Origin of the sequence: Pseudomonas sp. 34 E 7 (assembly GCF_900005715.1) — a bacterium.
GTDB lineage: Bacteria > Pseudomonadota > Gammaproteobacteria > Pseudomonadales > Pseudomonadaceae > Aquipseudomonas > Aquipseudomonas orientalis_A.
In genome coordinates this window covers 1-20,593 of the sequence record NZ_CVTX01000065.1, presented here as the reverse complement: position 1 = coordinate 20,593, position 20,593 = coordinate 1, and the positions used below count along the sequence as shown (strand labels likewise).

General features: G+C 62.8%; 19 protein-coding genes. 5 read left to right on the top strand and 14 right to left on the bottom strand.

Annotated elements, in window-relative coordinates; genetic code table 11:
* Window positions 1-3: 3 nt before the first annotated feature.
* Genes BFP96_RS02890 through BFP96_RS02875 form a run of 4 tightly spaced genes read right to left on the bottom strand, consistent with a single transcriptional unit; the run spans window position 4 to window position 3,908 of the window.
* Window positions 4-960 (bottom strand): lysylphosphatidylglycerol synthase domain-containing protein, encoded by a 957-nt coding sequence (locus BFP96_RS02890; protein ID WP_065888406.1) that lies wholly within the window; start codon window positions 958-960, stop codon window positions 4-6.
* On the bottom strand, window positions 950-2,212 hold the full coding sequence (clsB, locus tag BFP96_RS02885; RefSeq protein ID WP_065935549.1) for a cardiolipin synthase ClsB: 1,263 nt from the start codon (window positions 2,210-2,212) through the stop codon (window positions 950-952). The genes BFP96_RS02890 and clsB overlap by 11 nt, the downstream gene beginning before the upstream one ends.
* Window positions 2,209-2,985 carry an endonuclease/exonuclease/phosphatase family protein gene (locus tag BFP96_RS02880; RefSeq protein ID WP_065891611.1) on the bottom strand — a complete coding sequence of 259 codons (777 nt, stop codon included), beginning with the start codon at window positions 2,983-2,985 and terminating at the stop codon, window positions 2,209-2,211. The genes clsB and BFP96_RS02880 overlap by 4 nt, the downstream gene beginning before the upstream one ends.
* On the bottom strand, window positions 2,982-3,908 hold the full coding sequence (locus tag BFP96_RS02875) for a DUF72 domain-containing protein (RefSeq protein ID WP_065935548.1): 927 nt from the start codon (window positions 3,906-3,908) through the stop codon (window positions 2,982-2,984). Before BFP96_RS02875 ends, BFP96_RS02880 begins: the two co-directional genes overlap by 4 nt.
* 188 nt (window positions 3,909-4,096) lie before the next feature.
* Between BFP96_RS02875 and BFP96_RS02870 the strand changes: the two genes are divergently transcribed.
* Complete coding sequence (locus BFP96_RS02870) at window positions 4,097-6,178, top strand: mechanosensitive ion channel family protein (RefSeq protein ID WP_065891613.1); 2,082 nt, start codon at window positions 4,097-4,099, stop codon at window positions 6,176-6,178.
* A gap of 111 nt (window positions 6,179-6,289) precedes the next feature.
* On the opposite strand, the gene BFP96_RS02865 is transcribed toward BFP96_RS02870, so the two are convergent.
* The gene (locus BFP96_RS02865) at window positions 6,290-10,537 is read right to left on the bottom strand and encodes a DEAD/DEAH box helicase (RefSeq protein ID WP_065935547.1); all 4,248 of its coding nucleotides are present in this window, start codon (window positions 10,535-10,537) and stop codon (window positions 6,290-6,292) included.
* A 167-nt stretch (window positions 10,538-10,704) separates the two neighbouring features.
* On the opposite strand from BFP96_RS02865, the gene BFP96_RS02860 reads away from it, so the two are divergent.
* Window positions 10,705-11,589, top strand: a complete 885-nt coding sequence (locus tag BFP96_RS02860; RefSeq protein WP_083203146.1) for a sugar nucleotide-binding protein — start codon at window positions 10,705-10,707, stop codon at window positions 11,587-11,589.
* Between the two features lie 124 nt (window positions 11,590-11,713).
* Here BFP96_RS02860 and BFP96_RS02855 read toward each other — a convergent pair whose 3' ends face one another.
* The 5 genes from BFP96_RS02855 to BFP96_RS02835 form a co-directional block, all read right to left on the bottom strand.
* A complete protein-coding gene (locus BFP96_RS02855; RefSeq protein WP_065888399.1) occupies window positions 11,714-12,412 on the bottom strand; it encodes an OmpW/AlkL family protein in 699 nt (232 codons plus the stop codon).
* A 288-nt stretch (window positions 12,413-12,700) separates the two neighbouring features.
* Window positions 12,701-13,222, bottom strand: a complete 522-nt coding sequence (locus BFP96_RS02850) for a DUF3299 domain-containing protein (RefSeq protein ID WP_065891616.1) — start codon at window positions 13,220-13,222, stop codon at window positions 12,701-12,703.
* A gap of 11 nt (window positions 13,223-13,233) precedes the next feature.
* Entirely contained in the window at window positions 13,234-14,499 is a 1,266-nt protein-coding gene (locus BFP96_RS02845; protein WP_065935546.1) for an ABC transporter permease, read from the bottom strand.
* 1 nt (window position 14,500) lies between these two features.
* Window positions 14,501-15,211 (bottom strand): ABC transporter ATP-binding protein, encoded by a 711-nt coding sequence (locus tag BFP96_RS02840; protein ID WP_065935545.1) that lies wholly within the window; start codon window positions 15,209-15,211, stop codon window positions 14,501-14,503.
* A gap of 6 nt (window positions 15,212-15,217) precedes the next feature.
* Entirely contained in the window at window positions 15,218-15,832 is a 615-nt protein-coding gene (locus BFP96_RS02835) for a DUF2796 domain-containing protein (RefSeq protein WP_065935544.1), read from the bottom strand.
* A 131-nt stretch (window positions 15,833-15,963) separates the two neighbouring features.
* Here BFP96_RS02835 and BFP96_RS02830 point away from each other — a divergent pair, with 131 nt between their 5' ends.
* Window positions 15,964-16,308 (top strand): hypothetical protein, encoded by a 345-nt coding sequence (locus tag BFP96_RS02830; protein ID WP_065888394.1) that lies wholly within the window; start codon window positions 15,964-15,966, stop codon window positions 16,306-16,308.
* Between the two features lie 104 nt (window positions 16,309-16,412).
* Here the strand turns inward: BFP96_RS02830 and trxA are convergent, their stop codons facing one another.
* The 4 genes from trxA to BFP96_RS02810 all read right to left on the bottom strand — a co-directional run bounded on the left by trxA (window position 16,413) and on the right by BFP96_RS02810 (window position 19,728).
* Window positions 16,413-17,285, bottom strand: a complete 873-nt coding sequence (trxA, locus tag BFP96_RS02825; RefSeq protein ID WP_065935543.1) for a thioredoxin — start codon at window positions 17,283-17,285, stop codon at window positions 16,413-16,415.
* Window positions 17,286-17,358: 73 nt separating this feature from the next.
* Window positions 17,359-18,360 (bottom strand): Abi family protein, encoded by a 1,002-nt coding sequence (locus BFP96_RS02820; RefSeq protein ID WP_065935542.1) that lies wholly within the window; start codon window positions 18,358-18,360, stop codon window positions 17,359-17,361.
* A gap of 262 nt (window positions 18,361-18,622) precedes the next feature.
* The gene (locus BFP96_RS02815; RefSeq protein WP_065895969.1) at window positions 18,623-19,276 is read right to left on the bottom strand and encodes a class I SAM-dependent methyltransferase; all 654 of its coding nucleotides are present in this window, start codon (window positions 19,274-19,276) and stop codon (window positions 18,623-18,625) included.
* On the bottom strand, window positions 19,273-19,728 hold the full coding sequence (locus BFP96_RS02810; protein ID WP_065891623.1) for a YbaY family lipoprotein: 456 nt from the start codon (window positions 19,726-19,728) through the stop codon (window positions 19,273-19,275). The genes BFP96_RS02815 and BFP96_RS02810 overlap by 4 nt, the downstream gene beginning before the upstream one ends.
* A gap of 140 nt (window positions 19,729-19,868) precedes the next feature.
* Here BFP96_RS02810 and nrdR point away from each other — a divergent pair, with 140 nt between their 5' ends.
* Window positions 19,869-20,339 carry a transcriptional regulator NrdR gene (nrdR, locus tag BFP96_RS02805; RefSeq protein WP_065888389.1) on the top strand — a complete coding sequence of 157 codons (471 nt, stop codon included), beginning with the start codon at window positions 19,869-19,871 and terminating at the stop codon, window positions 20,337-20,339.
* The coding region (locus BFP96_RS02800; protein ID WP_256548738.1) for a bifunctional diaminohydroxyphosphoribosylaminopyrimidine deaminase/5-amino-6-(5-phosphoribosylamino)uracil reductase RibD at window positions 20,336-20,593 on the top strand (258 nt) is incomplete at its 3' end. The genes nrdR and BFP96_RS02800, both read left to right, overlap by 4 nt.

The window sequence follows — 20,593 nt, the reverse complement described above, 5'->3', positions numbered from 1 at the left end:
ACGCTAAGCGGGTGTTTTCTTCACCCGCAACGCCTTGGCCTTCGCTTCCACCCCCAAATACATCACCAGCGCGATCAACAACGGGCAAATGAAATAGATTGCCCGATAGGCAATCAATCCGGCCAGCAGACTGCCGCGCGACGCCTCATGCTGCAGCAGCCCGATAAACACCGCTTCCAGCACCCCAAGGCCCGCTGGAATATGCGTGAGCACCCCGGCAATCGCGCTGATCAGCAGCACCCCCAGCACCAGCGGATAATCCAGTTTCGCCGGCAACAGCGTGAAAATCACCGCCGCCATCAGCGACCAGTTCAGCGCGCCCAACATCAATTGCAAGCACGCCATGCGCAGCGACGGCAGGTTGATTTCCATGCCGCGAATCGTCCACGCACGTTTTTTCGAAAACTGGCAGGCCACCAGGTAACCGAGGCTCGCCAGCACCAACAGCGCACCGATGCCTTGCAATGCCGTAGTGCTGACCTTCCAGCCCGGCGGCATGGTGACCAGGCCGCTGCTGAAGATCACGCCCGAGATCGCCATATAGCCGAACCAGTTGGTGGCCAGGCTCAGCCCCAGGATCTTGGCGATATTGCCGGTGCTCACCCCCAGTCGCGAATACAGCCGATAACGCATGGCGATGCCGCCCACCCACGCGCTCAGGTTGAGGTTGAACGCGTAGCTGATGATGCCCACCGGCAGGATCTGCTTCCAGCGCAAGGGCTGGCGAATGTAGGTGCGGCCGATCAGGTCGAAGCAGGCATACACAATAAAGCTGCACACGGTCAGCGCGCCGGCGATCAGCAGGGTACGCACCTTGAATTCGCTCAACGTCTGCAGCACTTCGCTCCAGTCGATGCGTCGCGCAAGCAAGGTGAACAACACGATCAGCAGCACAAAGAACGCAAGGGTCAGGGGCTTCTTCCAGCGCTGGAACCGCGAGCCGTTTTTTTCAGAGGTCATGGGCCGGACTCTCGATGGGTTTCAAACGCGGCTTGTGTGCCGGCAGCCAGCCGGTCAGGGCGGGGAAGTGACGCATCACATGAAAGACCAGAAAGCCCACGGTCAGGCGCCACAACCACAGGCGCGGTTTGCGTTTTGCCGGCATGGTCTGGCAATGGTCCCTGGCGAGCGCTTCCAGGCTTTCGTACAACTGCTGATTGAACGCCCGGTCGCGAATCAGCACATTGGCTTCAAGGTTCAATGCCAGGCTCAACGGGTCCAGGTTGCTTGAGCCTACGGTGCTCCAGTTATCGTCTATCAACGCCACCTTGCCGTGCAGCGGGCGCTGGCAGTACTCGTGAATGACCACGCCGTCCTTGAGCAGATAGTCATACAGCATGCGCGCCGCCAGCTTGGCGAGCAGCACATCCGGTTGGCCCTGCATGATCAATTGCACGTGCACGCCACGGCGCGCGGCGTTGCGGATTTCACGCAGCAGGCGGTAACCGGGGAAGAAATACGCGTTGGCAATCACGGCGCGCGTACGCGCTTTGCTCAAGGCGTGAATATAGGCTTCTTCGATGTCATCGCGATGCTGCACGTTGTCGCGATAAATCAGGCGTACCAGACCGTCTTCGTCAGACGTTGCCCATGGCGTAGGATGTTGCTGGCGCCGCCGCCATCCACGCCGCGTGCGCACCTGGCGACCACTTTGCGCCAGGGCGAAGTGGTGCAGGTCGGCCACCGCCGGGCCAACGATTTGCACCGCATAGTCCTGCTTGGCTTCAGGGCCGAAGTCACCCAGATGGTCGGCGGAAAAGTTGATACCGCCGATGAACGCCACGCTGGCATCCACCACCACGATTTTGCGGTGCAGGCGACGGAACCAGTTGGTGCGGATACCCAGCGTCTTCGAGGCCGGATCGAACATCTGCACCACCACTCCGGCCTCGGCCAGCTCGCGCAAAAATGCCGTGCTCAATTCGCCGCAACCAAAGCCATCCAGGCTGGCCACCACCTTCACTCCGCGCTGCGCGGCGTCGATCAGGATGGCTTTGAGCTCAAAGCCGACCTTGTCTTCGAAGAGGATAAACGTCTCCAGCAGAATCTCGCGCTGCGCCACGCGCATGGCCTCGAACACCTTGGGAAAGTAGGCCTCGCCATTTTCCAGCAACTCGATGCGGTTGCCGCTCTGCCAGCCGTAATCGAGGTCGCGCGCCTTGGCATCATCCGGCGGCTGGTCGGTGGCGATATGTTCTACAGCAACGTTCATAGCTCAATCTCCACCGACAGCGGCACATGGTCAGACAAATGGGACCAGGGCCGCGTGGTCAGCACCCGGGGGTTATGCACCTTCAGATTGCGCACGTAGATGCGGTCCAGCGGCAACAACGGCAGGCGCGCGGGAAAGGTGCGTGCCGGTTTGCCCAATGTCTGCACGAAGACTTCCTCGAGGCCGCTTTGGCTCAGGTCGGCACGCTGGCGCCAGTCGTTGAAATCGCCGGCGACCACCACCGGCGCGTCGGCCGGGATCTCGCTGATGCGTTGCTCCAGCAGGCGCAATTGCTGCTGGCGATGCACTTCACGCAGGCCCAGGTGGATGCAGATCGCATGCACTTCCTGCCCGCTGCCCGGCAGGCGCAGGACGCAATGCAGCAGGCCGCGGTTTTCGTGGCCGCTCTGGGAGATGTCGAGGTTGTCGTGGCGGATGATCTGGAATTTCGACAGCAACGCGTTGCCGTGGTCGCCATGGGGGTAGACCGCGTTGCGCCCGTAGGCGAACTGCGGCCAGATGCTGTCGGCGAGGAACTCGTACTGCGGCATCTTCGGCCAGTCGCTGTAGCGCTGCGGATGCTGCTCGTGGGTGCCATGGATTTCCTGCAGGAACACCATGTCGGCGCCCACGCTGCGCACGGCTTCGCGCAATTCGGGCAGGATGAAACGCCGATTCAAGGCGGTGAAACCCTTGTGGATATTGACCGTCAGCACGGTAAAGCGAGTAATGGGGGCAGTGGGTGTGATGGGAATCAACTCCGGCTGTGTCATGGCAGCACTCCAGGTTCCGGCAGTTGCCCCGGCGCTGTCGCCAGGTGCTCATCCAGACCCAAAAGCTGTAACAATTGACGGGCATCGAAAGGCGCACGCACCTTGATGTCGTTATCGAAAAAGCAGAACACGTCGCGCTGTTTGCGCGCGCGTGGTTTGTGTTGTGGGTCGATCAAGTGCGCATCCGCAGGCTGTTTGCCGTGCCGCCAACGCTCGATGCGCTCGCTCCAGCGCGCGAGGGCGTCGTCGGTGTAGCCACTGGCGTACAACTGCTTGTCGCCATGCAGGCGCAGGTACAGGAAGTTGGCGGTGACGTCTTCGGCATACGGCCACTTGCCAGCAGTGTCCGCCACCACCAGGGCGACGCCGTACTTGTCCAGTAACTGCACAAACTCAGGCACCGCAAAGCTCTTGTGGCGAATTTCCACCGCATGGCGCAACGGCTGCTTGCCGTAGGCCTTCATGCTCGCCTTGCCATTGAGGCGTGGCTCATGCTGATGGGCGAGGGCGGCGGCCTGCAAGGTGGTGGTCGGCAGTTCGGCCAGAAAGGCTTCGAACAGGGGCGGGTCGAACTTGAAACTGGGCGGGAACTGCCAGAGGATCGGCCCAAGCTTGTCCTTGAGCTCCAATACCCCGGAGGCGAAGAAATTCGCCATGGGCTTGTGTACATCGCGCAGGCGCAGGATGTGGGTGATATAGCGCGGGGCCTTGACGCTGAACATGAACCCTTCGGGCGTGTCGGCATACCACTCGGCGTAGCGCTTGGGGGTTTGCAGCGCGTAGAACGAACCGTTGATTTCGATCGCATTGACGGCGCGTGAGGCAAACTGCAACTCGCGTTTCTGGGTCAAGCCTTCGGGGTAGAAGTCGCCCCGCCAAGGCGTATAGCGCCAGCCGGAAATGCCGATGTGAATCGCCGCCATGCTTACTCCCGTTGATCCAGGGTCGATTGCCCCGCGTTTTGGGATGACTACGATCTTTGGCCGAAAGTTTCCACATTCCTACAGGCGGTAGAGGGGCAGGAGGTGGGGCAGGGGCCGGGCGAATCAGGGGAACGATCACGGCTCAAACCCGTCAGTTCCTTACAGACCCCCAGAAGGAGCCCGGTGTTTTGCTGAATTTAAAGACTGCATTACTGCTCGTCGCGCTGCTGCTATGCGGCAACGGCGCACTGCAAGCCGCGGCCACCGCGCCTGAACCCGAAGCCCCGGCCAAGCCGGAATTGCTGGTGGAGGGCGGGCTGCTCGGGGCCATCAGCTCCAGCATCGATGATGTGCAACAGAAGCTGGACCTCAACCAAAATTTCATCGACGAGTGGCGCCTGCGTGCCGACCGGGCCGCGAATGAAGTCGGGCGTCTGGTCGACCAGACGGCGGCGCGCTCGCCATGGAGCGTGGCCGGAGATTTCCTGCTGCTGTCGGCCGTGTGGATCGGTGCCTTTGCAGTGCTGACGCTGGTGGGCCGCCTTATCGTGCGGCGCTTGGGCCTGCGGGGTTTTTTCCAGCGCCGGGCGCGCCTGCTGGCGGTGCTGGGGTATGTGGTGCCCTACACCCTCCCGGCCATTATCTGCCTGCCGTTGACGCTGTATGTCAGCCACTTTTTAGCCACCTCCGTGGGCCGGGCGCTGGCGCTGTGTTTTGCCTACGCCACCAGCAGCGGCATCTTCTCCACCTCGATGCTGCTGTGCGTCATCGTCATGTTCAACCTCGGCCACAAGCGCCCGGCGGTGCGGTTGATCCGCGACTATTGCCCCAAACCGCTGTTCCTGATCGGCTTCCTCGCCGCCCTCAGTGACGCGTTGACCAGCCCGCAGATCGCCCGTCAGCTCGGCGGCAATATTACCAGCAGTATCGCGGTGTTTACCGGCCTGTTCGCGACGGTGATCTTTGGCGTGCTGGTGGTGCGTCTGCGCCGTCCGGTGGCGCACCTGATCCGTAATCGGCCGCTGGCCCAGCGTCTCAAGCATCCGGCGTTGCAGCAGTCGTTGCGGGTATTTTCCGGGCTCTGGTACTGGCCGATTCTGCTGATGGTGCTGGTCTCGGCAATCAACCTGATCGGTGCCGGCGACGACAATCAAAAGGCCCTGCGCTGCGCCTTGTTCACCACCATCCTGCTGATCGGCACGGTGTTTCTCAGCACCGTGCTGCAACACCTGTTCAAGTCTCGCAGCCAAGTGGCGATCCAGCGCAGCAGCGCCTACAAGGAGCGCTTCCTCAGCCTGCTGCACGCGATATTGCGCATCGTCATGGCGGTGGCCTTTATCGAAATCCTCGGGCGTATCTGGGGCGTGTCGTTGTTCGAGTTTGCCCAGCGCAACTCGGTGGGCCGGGCGATCAGCGATTCCCTCAGCAGCATCGGCTTGATCCTGCTGATGACCTGGCTGTTCTGGGTGGTGCTCGATACGGCGATCCAGGAAGCGCTCAAACCCCCGGTGAACAAGCGCTCCAGCCGCCAGCCCAGCACCCGTGTGAAAACCATCCTGCCGCTGTTGCGCAACGCCGTGAAAATCATCCTGGTGGTGATTTGTGCGATCACCACCATGGCCAACCTGGGCATCAACGTCGCGCCGCTGCTGGCGGGTGCGGGTGTGGTCGGCCTGGCCATCGGTTTCGGCTCGCAGCAACTGGTGCAGGACGTGATCACCGGCCTCTTCATCATCATCGAAGACACCCTGTCGATCGGCGACTGGGTGGTACTCGACTCCGGCCACGCCGGCACGGTCGAGGGCCTGACTATTCGCACCCTGCGCCTGCGCGACGGCAAGGGCTTTGTGCATTCGGTGCCGTTCGGGCAGATCAAGGCGGTTACCAACCAGTCGCGTCAGTTTGCGTATGCGTTTTTCTCAGTGCAGTTCACCTACGACACCGATGTGGACAAAGCCGTGGAGCTGATCCGCGAAGCCGGCCAGTCGATCCGCGACGACGTGTTCCTCAAGTACAACCTGCAAGGGCCACTGGAGGTGTTCGGTGTCGACAAGATGGACCTCAATGGCGTGGTACTGACGGCGCAGTTCCGTACCGTGTCGGGTGGGCAATATGCGGTGAGCCGCGCGTTTAACCAGCGCTTGAAGAAGCTTGTGGATAACTGCGACGAAGTGCATTTCGCGCAGACTTATCCACAGCAGGTTGTGTTGCCCAAGCGGGTGGGGCAGGAGCATGAGGTGGAGATGACCGAGCAGCCGCGTGCCGAATGAATGATTGGGGTGCCTGAGCTGGCGCGATCGGGGGCAAGCCCCCTCCCACATTTGAACGGTGTTCGCAGATCCAGTGTGGGAGGGGGCTTGCCCCCGATGAGGCCCTCAAACTCACCGCCTGAGCAACTTCTCCTGAATCGCCTGCTGATCCACCTCCAGCAACACCTGCTGCTTACCCCCCACCATCACCCCCGCCGGCACGCCATCCTTGTACACAATCCGATTGCCACTCACCGCCGGCACCTTGCTTCCCGGCAGCAGTGTGCCGACAAGGTTCAGCGGGTCGGCCCCGCACACTGCGATCAAGCTGCCGTCATGGGGCCGGCGCCGTACTTCACGCAGCAACGGGATCGCCTCCGGCAGTGCGAACTGTTCCCCCGCCAGGCCACTGACAAACCGCCCGCCGCGAATCTCGCCCCGCGCTTCGAGGCGGTGGTAGGTGCGCAGCAATTCGCGCCAGCTCGGCAACCAGTCCGCTTCGCGCTCCAGCAGGCGCCAGAACACTACGCCATAGCGGCGCAGCAGGGTCATCGCGACATGCTCCAGCGTCTCGGCCGAATGCGCACCGGGCTCGGCTGGCGCGCGGCGTAACAATGCCCAGCGCCCGGCATCGTCCATGCCGCCGATAAAGGCGCCGCGTCCACGCCGGCTGCTGCGCGCCTGGCGTTTGCTGGCGGGCGTGGTCAGGGCGCGCAGCCCGGCAAAGCTGTCGGCATTCACCAATCCCGCGCCGACCAGCTCCTGCAACGCGGTTTCCAATTCGCTGCGCAGCAGATGGGCTTCATGTACCAGTTCATCGAAAAACAACGCGCCTTGTTCGCGCAGGGCCAAATGGACTTTCTGCGCCTTGGGCGACAGCGTCGTGCTGTCGGTCTGTTCGGTCAGCCCGCTCCACAACGGCACCTGGCTGCGCGGTAACAGCACGATTGGCGTGCTGCGCAAGGCGATGGCGCCGGCTTTGTGGCTCAGGCGCGTCCATACCAGCTTGCCACTGCGGCACAGGTCGTCGAGCCAGGTCGAGGCGTAATCCTTGATACGCGCACTGAGCAGGTCACTGTCCCAGGCCGACGTGGCGGCGGCGTAGCCTTCGAACTGGGCGACTATCTGCGGCAACACCGCGCTGCCCTGGCCGCGCGTGCTGTCGGACAAGTGCTGCCAGTCGAACAGAAAACGCATGAAATCCTGCAGCGCCACCGGTTCGATCTCCCGGCGCAGGCGCTTGACTGTGTAGCGATGAATACGCGCCAGCAGGTGCCGCTCGCACCATTGCTCAGCGCTACAGCCTGGGCTGAAGTGCCCGCGCAGCACGTAGCCTTCCTGCTCCAGCCGCGCCAACCCCTGGGCCACGGTAGCGGGGAGCAGCGCCAGGGGCGCGGCAATCTCGGGCAGCGTCAATGGGCCGAAACCGCCCAGGCGCGCGCGCAGCACTTCCACCAAGGCCTCATCGGATGTCCACGGCTCATCGAAACCGGGCAGCAGCGGCAGGTTGTGCGGGTAGATTGCCTGTAAACAACTCAAGCGTTCCACGGCCACCCACAAGCCGTTGGGCAACGGATAAGCGCGTCCGGCCTTGTGCAAAGCCCGCAGCCACTTGGCCCATTCTGGCGTGACCTCCTGCTCTGCAATACAGGCCAGGCTCATCAGCGCTTCGTGCATTTCATCCGGCCCCTGGGGCGCGGGCCAGGCCTCCTCGCGTACCCCGGCGATTGCCTCGGCATCCAGTGCGCCGAGGTCGTCGGTACTCTGCGGGTCGCTCCAGCGGCGGTTGAGCACCGCCTGGGTGCGGCGTTCTTCCAGTGGCGCGTCATCGAGAAAGGTGTAGGGGCGCGCGCTGAGAATTTCGGCGGCCATCGGCGAGGGCGCGGGCAGGTCGCGGCTGACCATGCGCACGTCGCCTGCTTCCATGCGTCGCAACAGGGCCAGCCAGCCTTCGCTGTCCATGGCTTCGTGCAGGCAGTCATCGAGGGTTTGTTCCACCAGCGGGTGGTCGGGCACTTCGCGCTCGCCGGCGAGGTTTTCCAGGCAGGCAATCTGGTCGGGAAACACACTCGCGATCAGGTCTTCGCTTTTCATGCGCTGGATCTGCGGCGCCACCTTGCGCCCGCCGGTGTAGCGCGGCAATGCCAGGGCCACGCCGGCGTTCCAGCGCCAGCGCACGCCGAACAGCGGCGCATCCAGCACGGCCTGGATCAGCAGGTGTTCGGCGCTGTTGCTGTTGAGGTAGCGCCACACGTCATCCAGCGCAAAGCTGTGGCTGGTGGACAGCGACAGCACAATCGCATTTTCGCTGGCCGCCGCTTGCAGCTCGAAGTTGAAGGTGCGGCAAAAGCGCTTGCGCAGGGCCAGGCCCCAGGCGCGGTTGATACGGCTGCCAAAGGGCGTGTGGATGATCAACTGGGTGCCCCCGGACGCGTCGAAAAACCGCTCCATGATCAAGGTGTCCTGCGACGGCAATGCGCTGAGGGCCAGGCGCGTGCGGGCCAGGTAATCCAGCAGTTGTTCGGCGCTGGCGCGGTCCAGGCCGAGGGTGTCGGTGAGCCACGCTTGCGCCGGTTGCAGGTCACCGGGGCTGGCGCCGAGCAGGTGGTCCAACTGCCCCTGCAGACGGGCCACCGCCGCCGACAACTCGTTGCTGCGCCCCGGCGCTTCGCCTATCCAGAACGGAATGGTCGGCGGCTGACCGTGGGCGTCCTCGACGCGCACCTTGCCGGCGTCCACCCGCAGGATGCGGTAGGACGTATTGCCGAGCTGGAAAATATCGCCGGCGATGCTTTCCACCGCAAAGTCTTCGTTGACGCTGCCGATGTTCAGGCTCTGGGGCTCGAGCAGCACGCTGTAGTCGGCGTTGTCGGGGATGGTGCCGCCGCTGGTCACGGCCGTGAGCCGGGCGCCACGGCGGCCGCGCAGGGTGTGAGTCACGGCGTCCCGATGCAGATAAGCGCTGCGCATGCCCTGGCGGCCGTTGTAGCCGTCGGCGAGCATGTGCAACAGCGCCTGGTAATGGCGCTCGTCCAGCGTGGCATAGGGCGCGGCGCGGCGGACAAGCGTCAGCAGGGCAGCTTCCGACCATTCGCGCGCGCTGACCTCGGCGATGATCTGCTGGGCCAGCACGTCCAGCGGCGCCACGGGGATGTGCAAGGTGTCGAGCTCGCCACGGCGCACGCAGTCGAGGAGGGCGGCGCATTCGATCAAGTCGTCGCGGGTGGTGGCAAACAGGCGGCCCTTGGGCGTACCGCCGACCTGGTGCCCGGAGCGGCCGACCCGTTGCAGAAACCCGTTGATCGAGCCGGGCGAGCCGATCTGGCAGACCAGGTCCACATCGCCGATATCAATGCCCAGCTCCAGCGACGCGGTGGCGATCAGCACTTGCAGCGCACCGGCCTTGAGGCGTTGCTCGGCGTCCAGGCGCATTTCCTTGGCCAGGCTGCCGTGGTGGGCGGCCACCGCCGTCTTGCCCAAACGCTCGCTCAGATGCCGCGCCAAGCGTTCGGCCAGGCGCCGGGTGTTCACGAATATCAGCGTGGTGCGGTGTTCGCGCGCCAGCTCGGCGAGGCGGTCGTAGACCAGCTCCCACACATCATTGGCCATCACCGCGGAGAGCGGCACTGGCGGCACTTCGATAGCCAGGTCGCGCGGGCGGGCGTGGCCGATGTCGACAATGGCGCACTCGCGGCCGCTACCGACCAAAAACCGCGACACCGCATCGATAGGCTTTTGCGTGGCCGACAGGCCGATGCGCGTCAGCGCCTCGGCGCACAAGGCTTGCAGGCGCTCCAGGCTTAACGCCAGGTGGCTGCCGCGCTTGCCGGCGGCAATCGCGTGGATCTCATCGACGATCACCGTGCGCGTGCTGGCGAGCATCTGCCTGCCCGAGTCCGAGCCCAGCAGCACATACAGCGATTCCGGGGTGGTGACCAGGATGTGCGGCGCACGCTTGCGCATCTGCGCGCGGTCTTTTTGCGGAGTGTCGCCGGTGCGCACTGCGGTGCGGATCACCAACGGCGGCAGGCCGGATTTTTCAAGATGCTCGGTGATGCCGGCCAGCGGGTTTTGCAGGTTGAGTTGAATGTCGTTGGACAGCGCCTTGAGCGGCGAAATGTAGACCACCAGGGTTTCATCGGGCAGTTGGCCGCCGTTGGCCAGACCCTGGTGGACCAGGTCGTCCAGCACCGCGAGAAAGGCGGTCAGGGTCTTGCCCGAACCGGTCGGCGCGGCGATCAGCGTCGAACGGCGCTGACGGATCAGCGGCCACGCCCGGGCCTGCGCGTCGGTCACCGAGGGGAAGGTGCTGCGAAACCAGGTACTGACGGCGGGGTGGAAGCCGTCCAGTGCCCTGTCTGTTGAGTCGGGAAGGTTCATGTAGTGATTGATACCCGTCGCTCCAACAAGTTGCAAACACCTACTTTGTCCGTGACGGTTGCGCTACAAACCCGCAAAATGCAACGATTCTGGAATAAACCTACGGCAAGGCTCACGCGCCTGCCGACAACAACCATCGTTCCAAACAGACCGGGCCTGCTCAATCTATGCGAATGCGCCTTATGTTACTGGGCGGCGGGAATGCCCTCGGGCAGGCGCTGATTCGCCTCGGTGCAGAGGAAGACATCGGTTTCCTCGCCCCCAAACCGCCCCAAGACGGCTGGGATGCCGCGAGCCTCACCCAATTGCTCGACGACACCCGTCCCGATGCATTGATCAACCTCGCCTACTATTTCGACTGGTTCCAGGCCGAAGCCGTCAGCGAAACCCGCCTGGCTTCCCAGGAATTCGCCATCGAACGCCTGGCCGAACTGTGCCAGCACCACAGCATTACCCTGGTGCAACCGTCCAGCTACCGCGTGTTCGATGGTTCCCGCGCCACCGCCTACAGCGAAAAAGACGAGCCGGTGCCCCTGGGCCTGCGCGGCCAGGCGTTGTGGCGTATCGAGCAAAGCGTACGCGCCACCTGCCCGCAGCATGTGCTGCTGCGGTTTGGCTGGTTGCTGGATGACAGCGTCGACGGCACCCTCGGCCGCTTCCTCGCCCGGGCCGAACAGCCGGATGAGTTGTTGATGGCCGACGACCGTCGCGGCAACCCGACGCCGGTGGACGATGCGGCGCGGGTGATCATTTCCGTGCTCAAGCAACTCGATTGCGCGGCGCCGCTGTGGGGCACCTACCACTACGCCGGTCACGAGGCGACCACACCGCTGGCGCTGGGCCAGGCGATTATCACCGAAGCCCGCAACTTCCACGCGCTGGCCATCGAGTCGCCCACCGCCCAGGCCCACGCCGCGCGGCCGGATGCGGCGGACGAGCCACAGCACGCGGTGCTGGCCTGCAAGAAAATCCTGCATACCTTTGGCATCAAGCCACGGGCATGGCGGGCAGGCTTGCCGGCGTTGCTAGACCGGTTCTACCGCCACTTCTGAAAACAACACAGAACCCAATGTGGGAGGGGGCTTGCCCCCGATAGCAGAGTGTCAGTCAAAGATTTATTGACTGGTCCACCGCTATCGGGGGCAAGCCCCCTCCCACATTGTTATGCCGTGTTATTTAGAACTTGTAGCCAATACCCACCATGTAGACCATCGGGTCGACATCCACATTGACCTTGGCCCGAGTGCCCTGGCCCAGCGCGTTGTTATCCACAGTCGCCTTAGTGCTGATGTCGATGTAGCGCGCCTGGGCGTTGATCATCCATTTGTCGTTGATCATGTAGTCGGCGCCGATCTGCGCGGCCCAGCCCCAGGAGTTCTCGGCCTTGAAGTTGCTGAAGCCGGCTTGCTCGGCGCGGCTGCCGACGTGCTCGTCATAGATCCAGGTGTAGTTGATACCGGCGCCCACATAGGGTTGAAAGGCGGACTGGTGGTCCAGCGGGTAGTACACGACGCTCAGGGTCGGCGGCAGGTGTTTGAGTGTGCCGAGCTTGCCGTTGGCGGCGCCGAGGGCGGTGTTCTTGATCTTGACATCGTGCTCGAACGGCGTGGCGGCCAGCAGTTCGATACCGACGTGATCGGTGATCATGTAGGCGAAGTTCAAGCCCAGTTGGGTGTCGCTGCTCATGGTCGCCTTGCCGCCCAGGTTGGCGCCGGCCAATGGGCCCTGGTCAACCTTGACGCTGCTGCTGTCGGCCTTCGGGTTCACGGTGATTGCACCGGCGCGAACCAGAATGTCGCCCGCCTGGTGGGCGTGAGCGACAGGGACGACGAGGGCGAGCGCGAAGAGGGACGCGCCGAGCAGAGACTTGTTCATGGGAGCTCCAAAAGGACGTTAAAAGTTGTACGTCCAATGGTAAAGATCGTTCCGCACGATCTTTTGACTCAGCTCAATGAAAGGCTAACCACGCCGCAAAAAACTGTGGGAGGGGGGGCTTGCCCCAGTACCGGTCAGTTAGCGCAGATCCCCTGTGGGAGGGGCGGTGCGACGATTCGACTTGCCCCCGATAGCGGTGGGTCAACCAACATCAGTGTTTGCTGGGCCGACGTCGTCGCGGGCAAGCCCCCTCCCACATTTGATCTTCGGTGTGTTCGCAGGTGGTGATTATTCCTCCAGCTCGTACATATAAATCTTCTCGGCATCCATCTGGTAACCGGCGTCAGCCAACTCACTGGACGACGGCTTGACCTGCATCGCGCCTTCGATCCAGTACGGCTGGTACAGCTCGTCGAGTTTCACCCCGACTTCGCTTTTCACATGCACGATCTGGTTCGACGGCGGTGGCGGCACATGGATGCACGCGCCGAAATACGGCACCAACAGGAACTCGGTGGTGCGGCCCTCTTCGCTCACTTCCAGCGGCACGATGTACCCCGGCAAACGAATGTGCCGGCCGTTGAGGCTTTGCACCACCGGCGCGTTGGGCAAGTCCTGTTTAGCGGCGGGCGCGGCCTCGACGGACAAGGCATCGGCCATGTTCGACAGGTCGTGCAGCGGTTTCATATTGGGCACTTCCGGCGGCGCATCCGCTGGGATCATTTCCTGCCACGACAAATCCCGGGGCTGCTCCTCGGCCCAGGCAGGTACGGCCACCAGCAGCAACAGGGCAAACAGGGCACGACGCATCGACAGCTTCCTCATAAACGAATGGACAGGCCATCGGCCAACGACTGGCGATAGGCACGCCAGGCAGGCACGCTGCCCATCAACAGCGCCGCCGCCAGGATACCGGCGAGCAACGTCCATTCATATTCGCTCGGCCATGCCATCGGCAGGTCCAGCCCGTAGTTGGCCTGCAAATAACCGCGCGATACGCCGATGCACAGGTACAGTAAACCAAGACCTGCCACCACGCCGGACAGCGCCAGCGCGAAGGCCTCGAAGATCAAAAGCGTGGCGATATGCCACGGCCTTGCGCCCACCGAGCGCAGGATCGCCATCTCGCGGCGGCGTTCGTTGAGGCTGGTGAGGATCGCCGTGAGCATGCCGATCAACCCGGTCAGCACCACGAACAACGAGATCACGAACAAGGCTTTTTCCGCCGTGCCCATCATGCTCCACAGCTCTTGCAACGCCACGCCCGGCAGGATCGCCAGCATCGGTTCGCCACGGAACTCATTGATTTCCCGTTGCAGGGCGAAGGTGGAAATCTTGTTATTCAAACCGAGCATGAACGCGGTGATGGCTTGCGGGGTCAGGTCCATATTGCGCGCCTGATCGGCGCTGATACGGCCTTTGCCCTGGGCCGGGACACCGTTGTGCCAGTCGATGTGGATCGCCTCCATGCCGCCGAGGCTGATATGCAGCGTGCGGTCCACCGGCGTGCCGGTGCGCTTGAGGATGCCGACCACGGTGAAGGGCTTGTCATCGTGCTTGACCAGGCTGACCACCGCCACGCCATGGGCCAGCACCAGCTTGTCGCCGAGCGTGTAGTGCAGGGCCTCGGCGACCTCGGCGCCGAGCACCACTTCGAACGGGTCGGTGGCAAACGCGCGGCCGCTGGCCAGTTCAAGGTTCTGTTTGCGACCGTACTGGTAATGCTCGAAGTAGGATTCGTTGGTGCCCATCACCCGGTAACCGCGATGGGAGTCGCCGAGGGAAATCGGAATCGCCCATTTCACTTGGGGGTTGGCGGCGAAGTGCTCGTAGCTGTCCCAGCGGATGTTATTGGTGGCGTTGCCGATGCGAAACACCGAGTACAGCAGCAGGTTTACCGAGCCCGAGCGTGCCCCGACGATCAGGTCGGTGCCGCTGATGGTACTGGCGAAGCTGTTGCGCGCTTCAACGCGCACGCGCTCCACCGCCAGTAACAGGCAGACGGAAAGCGCGATGGCGAAGGCGGTGAGGATCGCGGTAAAGCGGCGGTTGGCCAGGCTGGCCATGGCCAGACGAAACAAATACATCTCAAACCTCTGCAGGCGTGGCGGCGCGATTGAGTTCGGCCAGCGACAGGTTGCGGTCGAACAGCGGGGCCAGGCTTTGGTCGTGGCTGACAAACAACAGGCTGGCGCCCGCTTCGCGGCATTCGGCGAACAGCAACTGAATGAATGCTTCGCGGGCGTCGTAGTCGAGGGCCGAGGTGGGCTCGTCGGCGATCACCAGTTCCGGTTGACCGATCAGCGCACGGGCGGCGGCCACCCGTTGTTGCTGGCCGATGGACAGCGCGTCGGCGCGGCGCTCGAGCAAGTCCGGGTCTTTCAAACCCAGGTGCGCGAGCAAGGTCGCTGCGGCCTGGTCGACACTGCCGTGGCGCTGGGCCGCGCGCCGGGCCCGCAGCTTGGAAAAGTGGCAAGGCAGCTCGACGTTTTCGCGTACCGACAAAAACGGCAGCAGGTTGAACTGCTGGAAGATGTAGCCGGTGTGGTCCACACGAAAACGGTCGCGGGCACCGGCAGACAGTTCGGTCAGCTCCTGGCCGAGCAGGCGGATACTGCCTCGGCTGGGTTTGTGCACACCGCCAAGCAACCCGAGCAAGGTGGTTTTGCCACTGCCGCTGGGGCCCTTGAGGAACAGGGTTTGCCCCGGCTCCAGGCGAAACGCGGGGATGTCCAGCAACTGGGGGTGACCGGGCCAGTTGAAGCCCAGGTCGGACAGTTCGATCAATGCAGGGGTCATGTGAACTCAGAACTTCAGGGTGGCTGCAGTGGCGGTCGCGTCAGCACCTTGCTGGCCGCTCGGGCCGATCAGTTGTACCTGAATTTTCCGGGTGGCGGGGAAGGTCTTGAACACTTGGCTCAGGTCCAGGTTGCTCAGTGCCTCTGGCTTGGCGCAGGTGAACTGGTAGTGGGCATGGATTTCGCTGTGGTCATGATGATGCTCATGGGCGGCAGCGCCTTTGCCGTCGGTGGCATGGTCATTGTTATCGTCATCGTCATCATCGTGATCGGCTTCGGGCTTGTCGCCGAACAGCGGGCTGTTGAGTTCCTGGGTGCTGACGACGCAACCGGCGGCCTTGGGTACGTTGAACAGCGCCAGCGGACTTTCCAGCTGTTTGCGCGCGGCGGCGACTTTGGCTTTGTCGGCCGCACTGGTCGCGACGTGTTCGAAACCCACCAGGTTCATCGCCGGGCTGTCCAGCTCAAGCTCCAGGCTCTGGCCGTCCAGCACTGCATTGAGACGGCCCACACCGTGTTCGTGAGCGCCGAGGCTGCCATGCTCATGATCGTGATCTTCATGGGCGTGAGCGACAGCCAGAGGCAGCAGGGCAAACGGCAAAGCAAGCAGCAGACGGCGCATGACAGGACTCCACAGATGAAAGTTTTGTTATGTGATCTTATAACAATAGTGCCGAGAGTTTGACCGTCCGCTTGGCGTTGCGCAAGCTGCATGGGAGCATGTCCGTCAGAAAAAATGCGGGAGTAAAGACGATGTTGCGAATTCGTGGAACCGTCGGCGACCTGCCGGTGGACTTGACCCTGGAACTGGACGACGGCGATTGGGCGCGACTGGGCGCACACTTGCAGGCCGCCCCGGTGCCGGCCGAGTCGACGGCGGTACCGGTCAGGCAAAGTGAGGATCTATGGCAGAACGCCCAGGATCTGTTGCGCAACGCCGGGCAGCTCAGCGGCCTGGAATTGCTCGATCAACTGGAAGGGTTGGCCGGCGATGCCGCCGCGGGCAAGCGCCTGCTGGTGCGCCTGCGCCACAGCGCCAAAGTGAAGGTGACCAGCGGCGCAGACACGCCGCTGTACACCTGGATCGACGCGTCGTAGGAGCGAGCTCGCTCGCGAAAAACGCATAGGCGCCGCGTTCATTCAGGATGCCCGCGTTATCGTTGACGGCCTTCGCGAGCAAGCTCGCTCCTACAGGGTGAGGGTCAGTACAGCGCGGCAAACAATTTGCGGCGGTACACCGTGACCAGCGGGTGATCGTTGCCCAGCAGTTCGAACACCTGCAGCAAGGTCTTGTGTGGCAAGCCCTCGCTGTAGCTGCGATTGCGCACGAACAGCTTGAGCAGGCCTTCCAGCGCGGCGTCGTATTGCTGGCGCGCCAGTTGTTGAATGCTCAACTGATAGGCCGCTTCGTCATCCTGCGGGTTCTGCGCCAGGCGGCTTTTCAGGTCGGCGCTGTCCGGCAGGTCGGCAGCCTGGCGCAGGAAGGTGATTTGCGCCTTAGCCCCGGCGAGGGCGGCCTTGTGGTCGTCGCCTTTTACGGCGTCCAGCACGGTTTGGGCTTCATCCAGTTCACCGCGCTCGGCCAGGCAACGCGCGTACAGGATCAGCGCGGCGGCGTTGGTGTTGTCTTCGCCCAGCAGCGCAACCAAAATGGCCTCGGCATCGCTGATGCGGCCCTCGGCAAACAACGCTTGTGCCTGCTCCAGCGGATCGGCCGCAGCCGGTGGCGGCATCTGCACATGGGGCTCGAGCATCGCCCGCACCGCCGACTCCGGCTGCGCCCCGGCAAACCCATCCACCGGCTGACCGTCCTTGAACAACACCACCGTCGGCAGGCTCTGGATACCGAAACGCGCAACGATGTCCTGCTCGGCTTCGCAATCGACCTTGGCCAGCAGCAACTCACCGCGATAACTCTCGGCAATCTGCGCCAGCATCGGCATCAGCGCCTTGCACGGCGCGCACCACTCGGCCCAGAAGTCCACCAGCACAGGTTTTTCGAAAGAGTTCTGAATCACTGCCTGCTCGAAGTTGGCGGCAGTGACGTCGAAGATGTACGGCGTGGGCTCACTCATGAGGCGTCTCGAATAAAGCGGGAATGGGGGCAACTATAAGGGCTGGCGCTGGCTATCGGAAGCCGTATGGGGATTAGTGTTCAGGCGCATGCCAAAACGGATCGAGGTACCAGTCTTGAGGAAAACCCATTGCTTTGAGACTGACCTCGGGAAATTCACGGATAAGCACATGCAGGCTGTGGCCCCAGGGAGTCTGTGGACTCACTTGGCGCATCAGATGATTGAGCATGCAAAGAACCGCGAACATTCGACTATGTGGCCCTGGTTCAAGCAAATGCCCGGGCCATGCAAAGGTGGCCTTCCTGGGTAATTCGGGTCGAACACCCAATTGCCGGTTCCACATTCGCGAATGGTGGGCGCACATATTTCGGATGGTGGTCAGCGTGTGCAGCCAGGACTGCATCAGTGGCGCCGGGAGCAGCAAGCGCTTGGCGACGGCTTTTTTATCGGCGTCCCTGGCCGAGCCTTTGTACAGGTGGGACAGGTCCCCCAGCGTAAGTTCTTCGAGCATCGCCCAGCCAGGCATCAGCGTTGGGTGGTCATAGGTCGCGGGGTAATGGCGGGCGTAGCTCTCTTTTGACCGTTGGCGTTTGAGCAGCGCCTTTCTCGCATCGCTCGCGTGCGACCTGTCGATCCGGTCACATTCGCGCATGTACTCACGCGTTGCCGTGTCTTGTTTGCCGCAGAGTGTTGTCAGCAGGCGCTGATGATCAAAGGTGGGGTGAAACAGCAGCGGGTTGGTATACCAATGACTGCCATGCGTGGGTCCCATGTGGTTGCTGATAACGCAACGCGAGGCAATTTCGACGCGTTCGATGGCATCCATAGTCAGTAAACGAAGCCGCCGGTCGAAGTCGTAAAGGCGGGTCAACTGACCAAACTGGCTGCCTTCACGAAAGCGATGATCGATATCTTCCGGCTGCTGGAAGGGTCGCATATGAGGGCTAAGTCGAAAGAAACTGACGGCCTGCAGGAAGCGCTCAGCGCGAGCTTCATTGTGAATGATCAGTCCGCGTAGCTTGAGCAGTTCCAGTTGAGCAGGAACATCTATGGCTGGCTTGCTGAATGACCTCATGCCCCAAAAGCGCCGGGCATAAAAAACCCGCACAATTTGTGCTTGGTTACTGAAGTAACCAGAGGCATGGCGGGTGTATTAGCGCAAAGGTTAGGCAGATGCCCAGCGTTTGGCAAGGCCTGCGCTTCGTTGGACATCAGTGAGTTTGAATACGAAGACATTGCAGTCGATTGTCAGAGATGCGGGCGAGGACTGGCATTTTCCATACCGCGGCTTTTCTTGTCTCAATCAATATATTGCCGGGAATTTGTAACGTGGACGGTTATCGCCGCGAATGGTACAGGCTCACCTTGCGAAACTCCCACGGCTCGGCCAGGTCCGGCAGGGTCAGTGCCTCGAGGATGTCCAGCCGCTGATAATCCGGATGCTGGAAGTCGCGCACCCGCGAGTCCGCCACCAGCGCTTCGCGGGCTCGGGTCAGGAAGTGATCCAGCAGCGGCAGGTTGGCGCGATCGTAAAGCACGTCGGCCACCAGGATCAGGTCGAAGCGATCGGCCTCTGCAAAGAAGTCGGTTGAATAACCCAGCTGCACGTCGTTGAGTTCGGCATTCGCCCGGCAAGCCGCCAGCGCCAGCGGATCAAGGTCGCACGCCACCACCTCCAATGCCCCAGCCTTGGCGGCTGCAATCGCGGCCACGCCGGAGCCGGTACCGAAATCCAGCACGCGCTTGCCCGCTACCCACGCGGGGTTCGCCGCCAGATAGCGCGCCAGCGCCAGGCCGCTGGCCCAGCAGAAGCTCCAGTAGGGCGGCTCATGCAAGATGCGCCGGGTTTCTTCCTGGCTGAAGGCACGGTCCATGTTGTCGGCGTCGAGCAACCACAACCACAGCTCGGTGCCCGGCAGCGGGCAGGGCACCAGGTGTGCGTCGCCAATCAGTTCACTCAGGGCGCGTTGCAGGTGCAGCGGTGGTGTCATGGCGCCTTGACGAGTTGCAGCGGGCCGGTGGTCTGGGTAATCGCCTGGGTGATGCGCACGGCGGGCAGGTGCAGGATCAACTGGCCGGACTGGCTGGCGCGACCGCGCAATTCAACCCGCGCACCGGCCGGGAACGCTTCGGGGTTGAAGCGCAGGCGAAAGGCCAGGGGCTTGCCGTTGCCGGTCAATACGCTGCTGGCGAGCAGTTGCTGCGGGCGCGAGCGCTCGTCGATCACCAGTAGCGCCAACTCGACTTCGGCGCCGGCCGGCACATTGGTCAGGTTGCCGCTGATTTCCCGCTGGTAGGCAGGCAGGGGGCCGAGGTCTTCGATGCCGGGGACTTTTTTCTCTTGTGCCGGCGTTGGCTGAGGTGCGGCCGGCTTGGGGGCTTCGCTGCTGCAGGCGACCAGAAAACTGAACAGGGTGAGTAGAACGAGTGGTCGTAACTGCATGTACGGCTCCAGAAAGGACAAAATCCGTGGCTTAAAAAATAGAAACATATAAGCCTGCCTATATACCGTAAAGGCTATGGCTTGTCTTGCGACGGGGATGCGCTACCATGGCCCTCCCTATTATTTGTTGCCTGCCAACCATGCACTGTCCCTTCTGCGGTGCCAACGACACCAAGGTCATTGACTCGCGTCTGGTCGCCGAGGGCGATCAAGTGCGTCGCCGGCGCGAATGCCTGGCCTCTGGCTGCGGTGAACGTTTCACCACCTTCGAAACCGCCGAACTGGTATTGCCGCGCCTGATAAAATCCGACGGCAGCCGCCAGCCCTTCGACGAAGAAAAACTGCGCGCCGGTATGCAGCGCGCCCTGGAAAAACGCCCGGTGAGTGTCGAGCGTCTGGAGGCGGCGCTGGCGCATATCAAGCACAAGTTGCGCGCGACCGGCGAGCGCGAGGTCAAGAGCCTGGTGGTCGGCGAGCTGGTGATGGGCGAGCTGCAAAAGCTCGACGAAGTCGCCTATATCCGTTTCGCCTCGGTGTATCGACGCTTCCAGGACCTCAATGAGTTCCGTGAAGAGATCGACCGCCTGGCCCGTGAGCCTTCCAAGCAATGACGTCTGAACAGGCAGTCCTCGACGCCCACTACATGGCGCGCGCCCTCGAGTTGGCGCGCAAGGGCCTGTACACCACCCACCCCAACCCACGGGTAGGCTGCGTGATCGTGCGTGACGGGCAGATTGTCGGCGAAGGCTGGCACGAACGCACCGGCGAGCCCCACGCCGAACCCAACGCCTTGCGCGCCGCCGGTGACAAGGCCCGTGGCGCGACGGTCTACGTCACCCTCGAACCCTGCAGCCACCATGGCCAT

Excerpts from the sequence above, each read along its gene's own strand:
- BFP96_RS02890 (WP_065888406.1), bottom strand. The coding sequence starts at position 960 with ATGACCTCTGAAAAAAACGGCTCGCGGTTCCAGCGCTGGAAGAAGCCC.
- clsB (WP_065935549.1), bottom strand. The coding sequence starts at position 2,212 with ATGAACGTTGCTGTAGAACATATCGCCACCGACCAGCCGCCGGATGAT.
- BFP96_RS02880 (WP_065891611.1), bottom strand. The coding sequence starts at position 2,985 with ATGACACAGCCGGAGTTGATTCCCATCACACCCACTGCCCCCATTACT.
- BFP96_RS02875 (WP_065935548.1), bottom strand. The coding sequence starts at position 3,908 with ATGGCGGCGATTCACATCGGCATTTCCGGCTGGCGCTATACGCCTTGG.
- BFP96_RS02865 (WP_065935547.1), bottom strand. The coding sequence starts at position 10,537 with ATGAACCTTCCCGACTCAACAGACAGGGCACTGGACGGCTTCCACCCC.
- BFP96_RS02860 (WP_083203146.1), top strand. The coding sequence starts at position 10,705 with ATGCGAATGCGCCTTATGTTACTGGGCGGCGGGAATGCCCTCGGGCAG.
- BFP96_RS02855 (WP_065888399.1), bottom strand. The coding sequence starts at position 12,412 with ATGAACAAGTCTCTGCTCGGCGCGTCCCTCTTCGCGCTCGCCCTCGTC.
- BFP96_RS02850 (WP_065891616.1), bottom strand. The coding sequence starts at position 13,222 with ATGCGTCGTGCCCTGTTTGCCCTGTTGCTGCTGGTGGCCGTACCTGCC.
- BFP96_RS02845 (WP_065935546.1), bottom strand. The coding sequence starts at position 14,499 with ATGTATTTGTTTCGTCTGGCCATGGCCAGCCTGGCCAACCGCCGCTTT.
- BFP96_RS02840 (WP_065935545.1), bottom strand. The coding sequence starts at position 15,211 with ATGACCCCTGCATTGATCGAACTGTCCGACCTGGGCTTCAACTGGCCC.
- BFP96_RS02835 (WP_065935544.1), bottom strand. The coding sequence starts at position 15,832 with ATGCGCCGTCTGCTGCTTGCTTTGCCGTTTGCCCTGCTGCCTCTGGCT.
- BFP96_RS02830 (WP_065888394.1), top strand. The coding sequence starts at position 15,964 with ATGTTGCGAATTCGTGGAACCGTCGGCGACCTGCCGGTGGACTTGACC.
- trxA (WP_065935543.1), bottom strand. The coding sequence starts at position 17,285 with ATGAGTGAGCCCACGCCGTACATCTTCGACGTCACTGCCGCCAACTTC.
- BFP96_RS02820 (WP_065935542.1), bottom strand. The coding sequence starts at position 18,360 with ATGAGGTCATTCAGCAAGCCAGCCATAGATGTTCCTGCTCAACTGGAA.
- BFP96_RS02815 (WP_065895969.1), bottom strand. The coding sequence starts at position 19,276 with ATGACACCACCGCTGCACCTGCAACGCGCCCTGAGTGAACTGATTGGC.
- BFP96_RS02810 (WP_065891623.1), bottom strand. The coding sequence starts at position 19,728 with ATGCAGTTACGACCACTCGTTCTACTCACCCTGTTCAGTTTTCTGGTC.
- nrdR (WP_065888389.1), top strand. The coding sequence starts at position 19,869 with ATGCACTGTCCCTTCTGCGGTGCCAACGACACCAAGGTCATTGACTCG.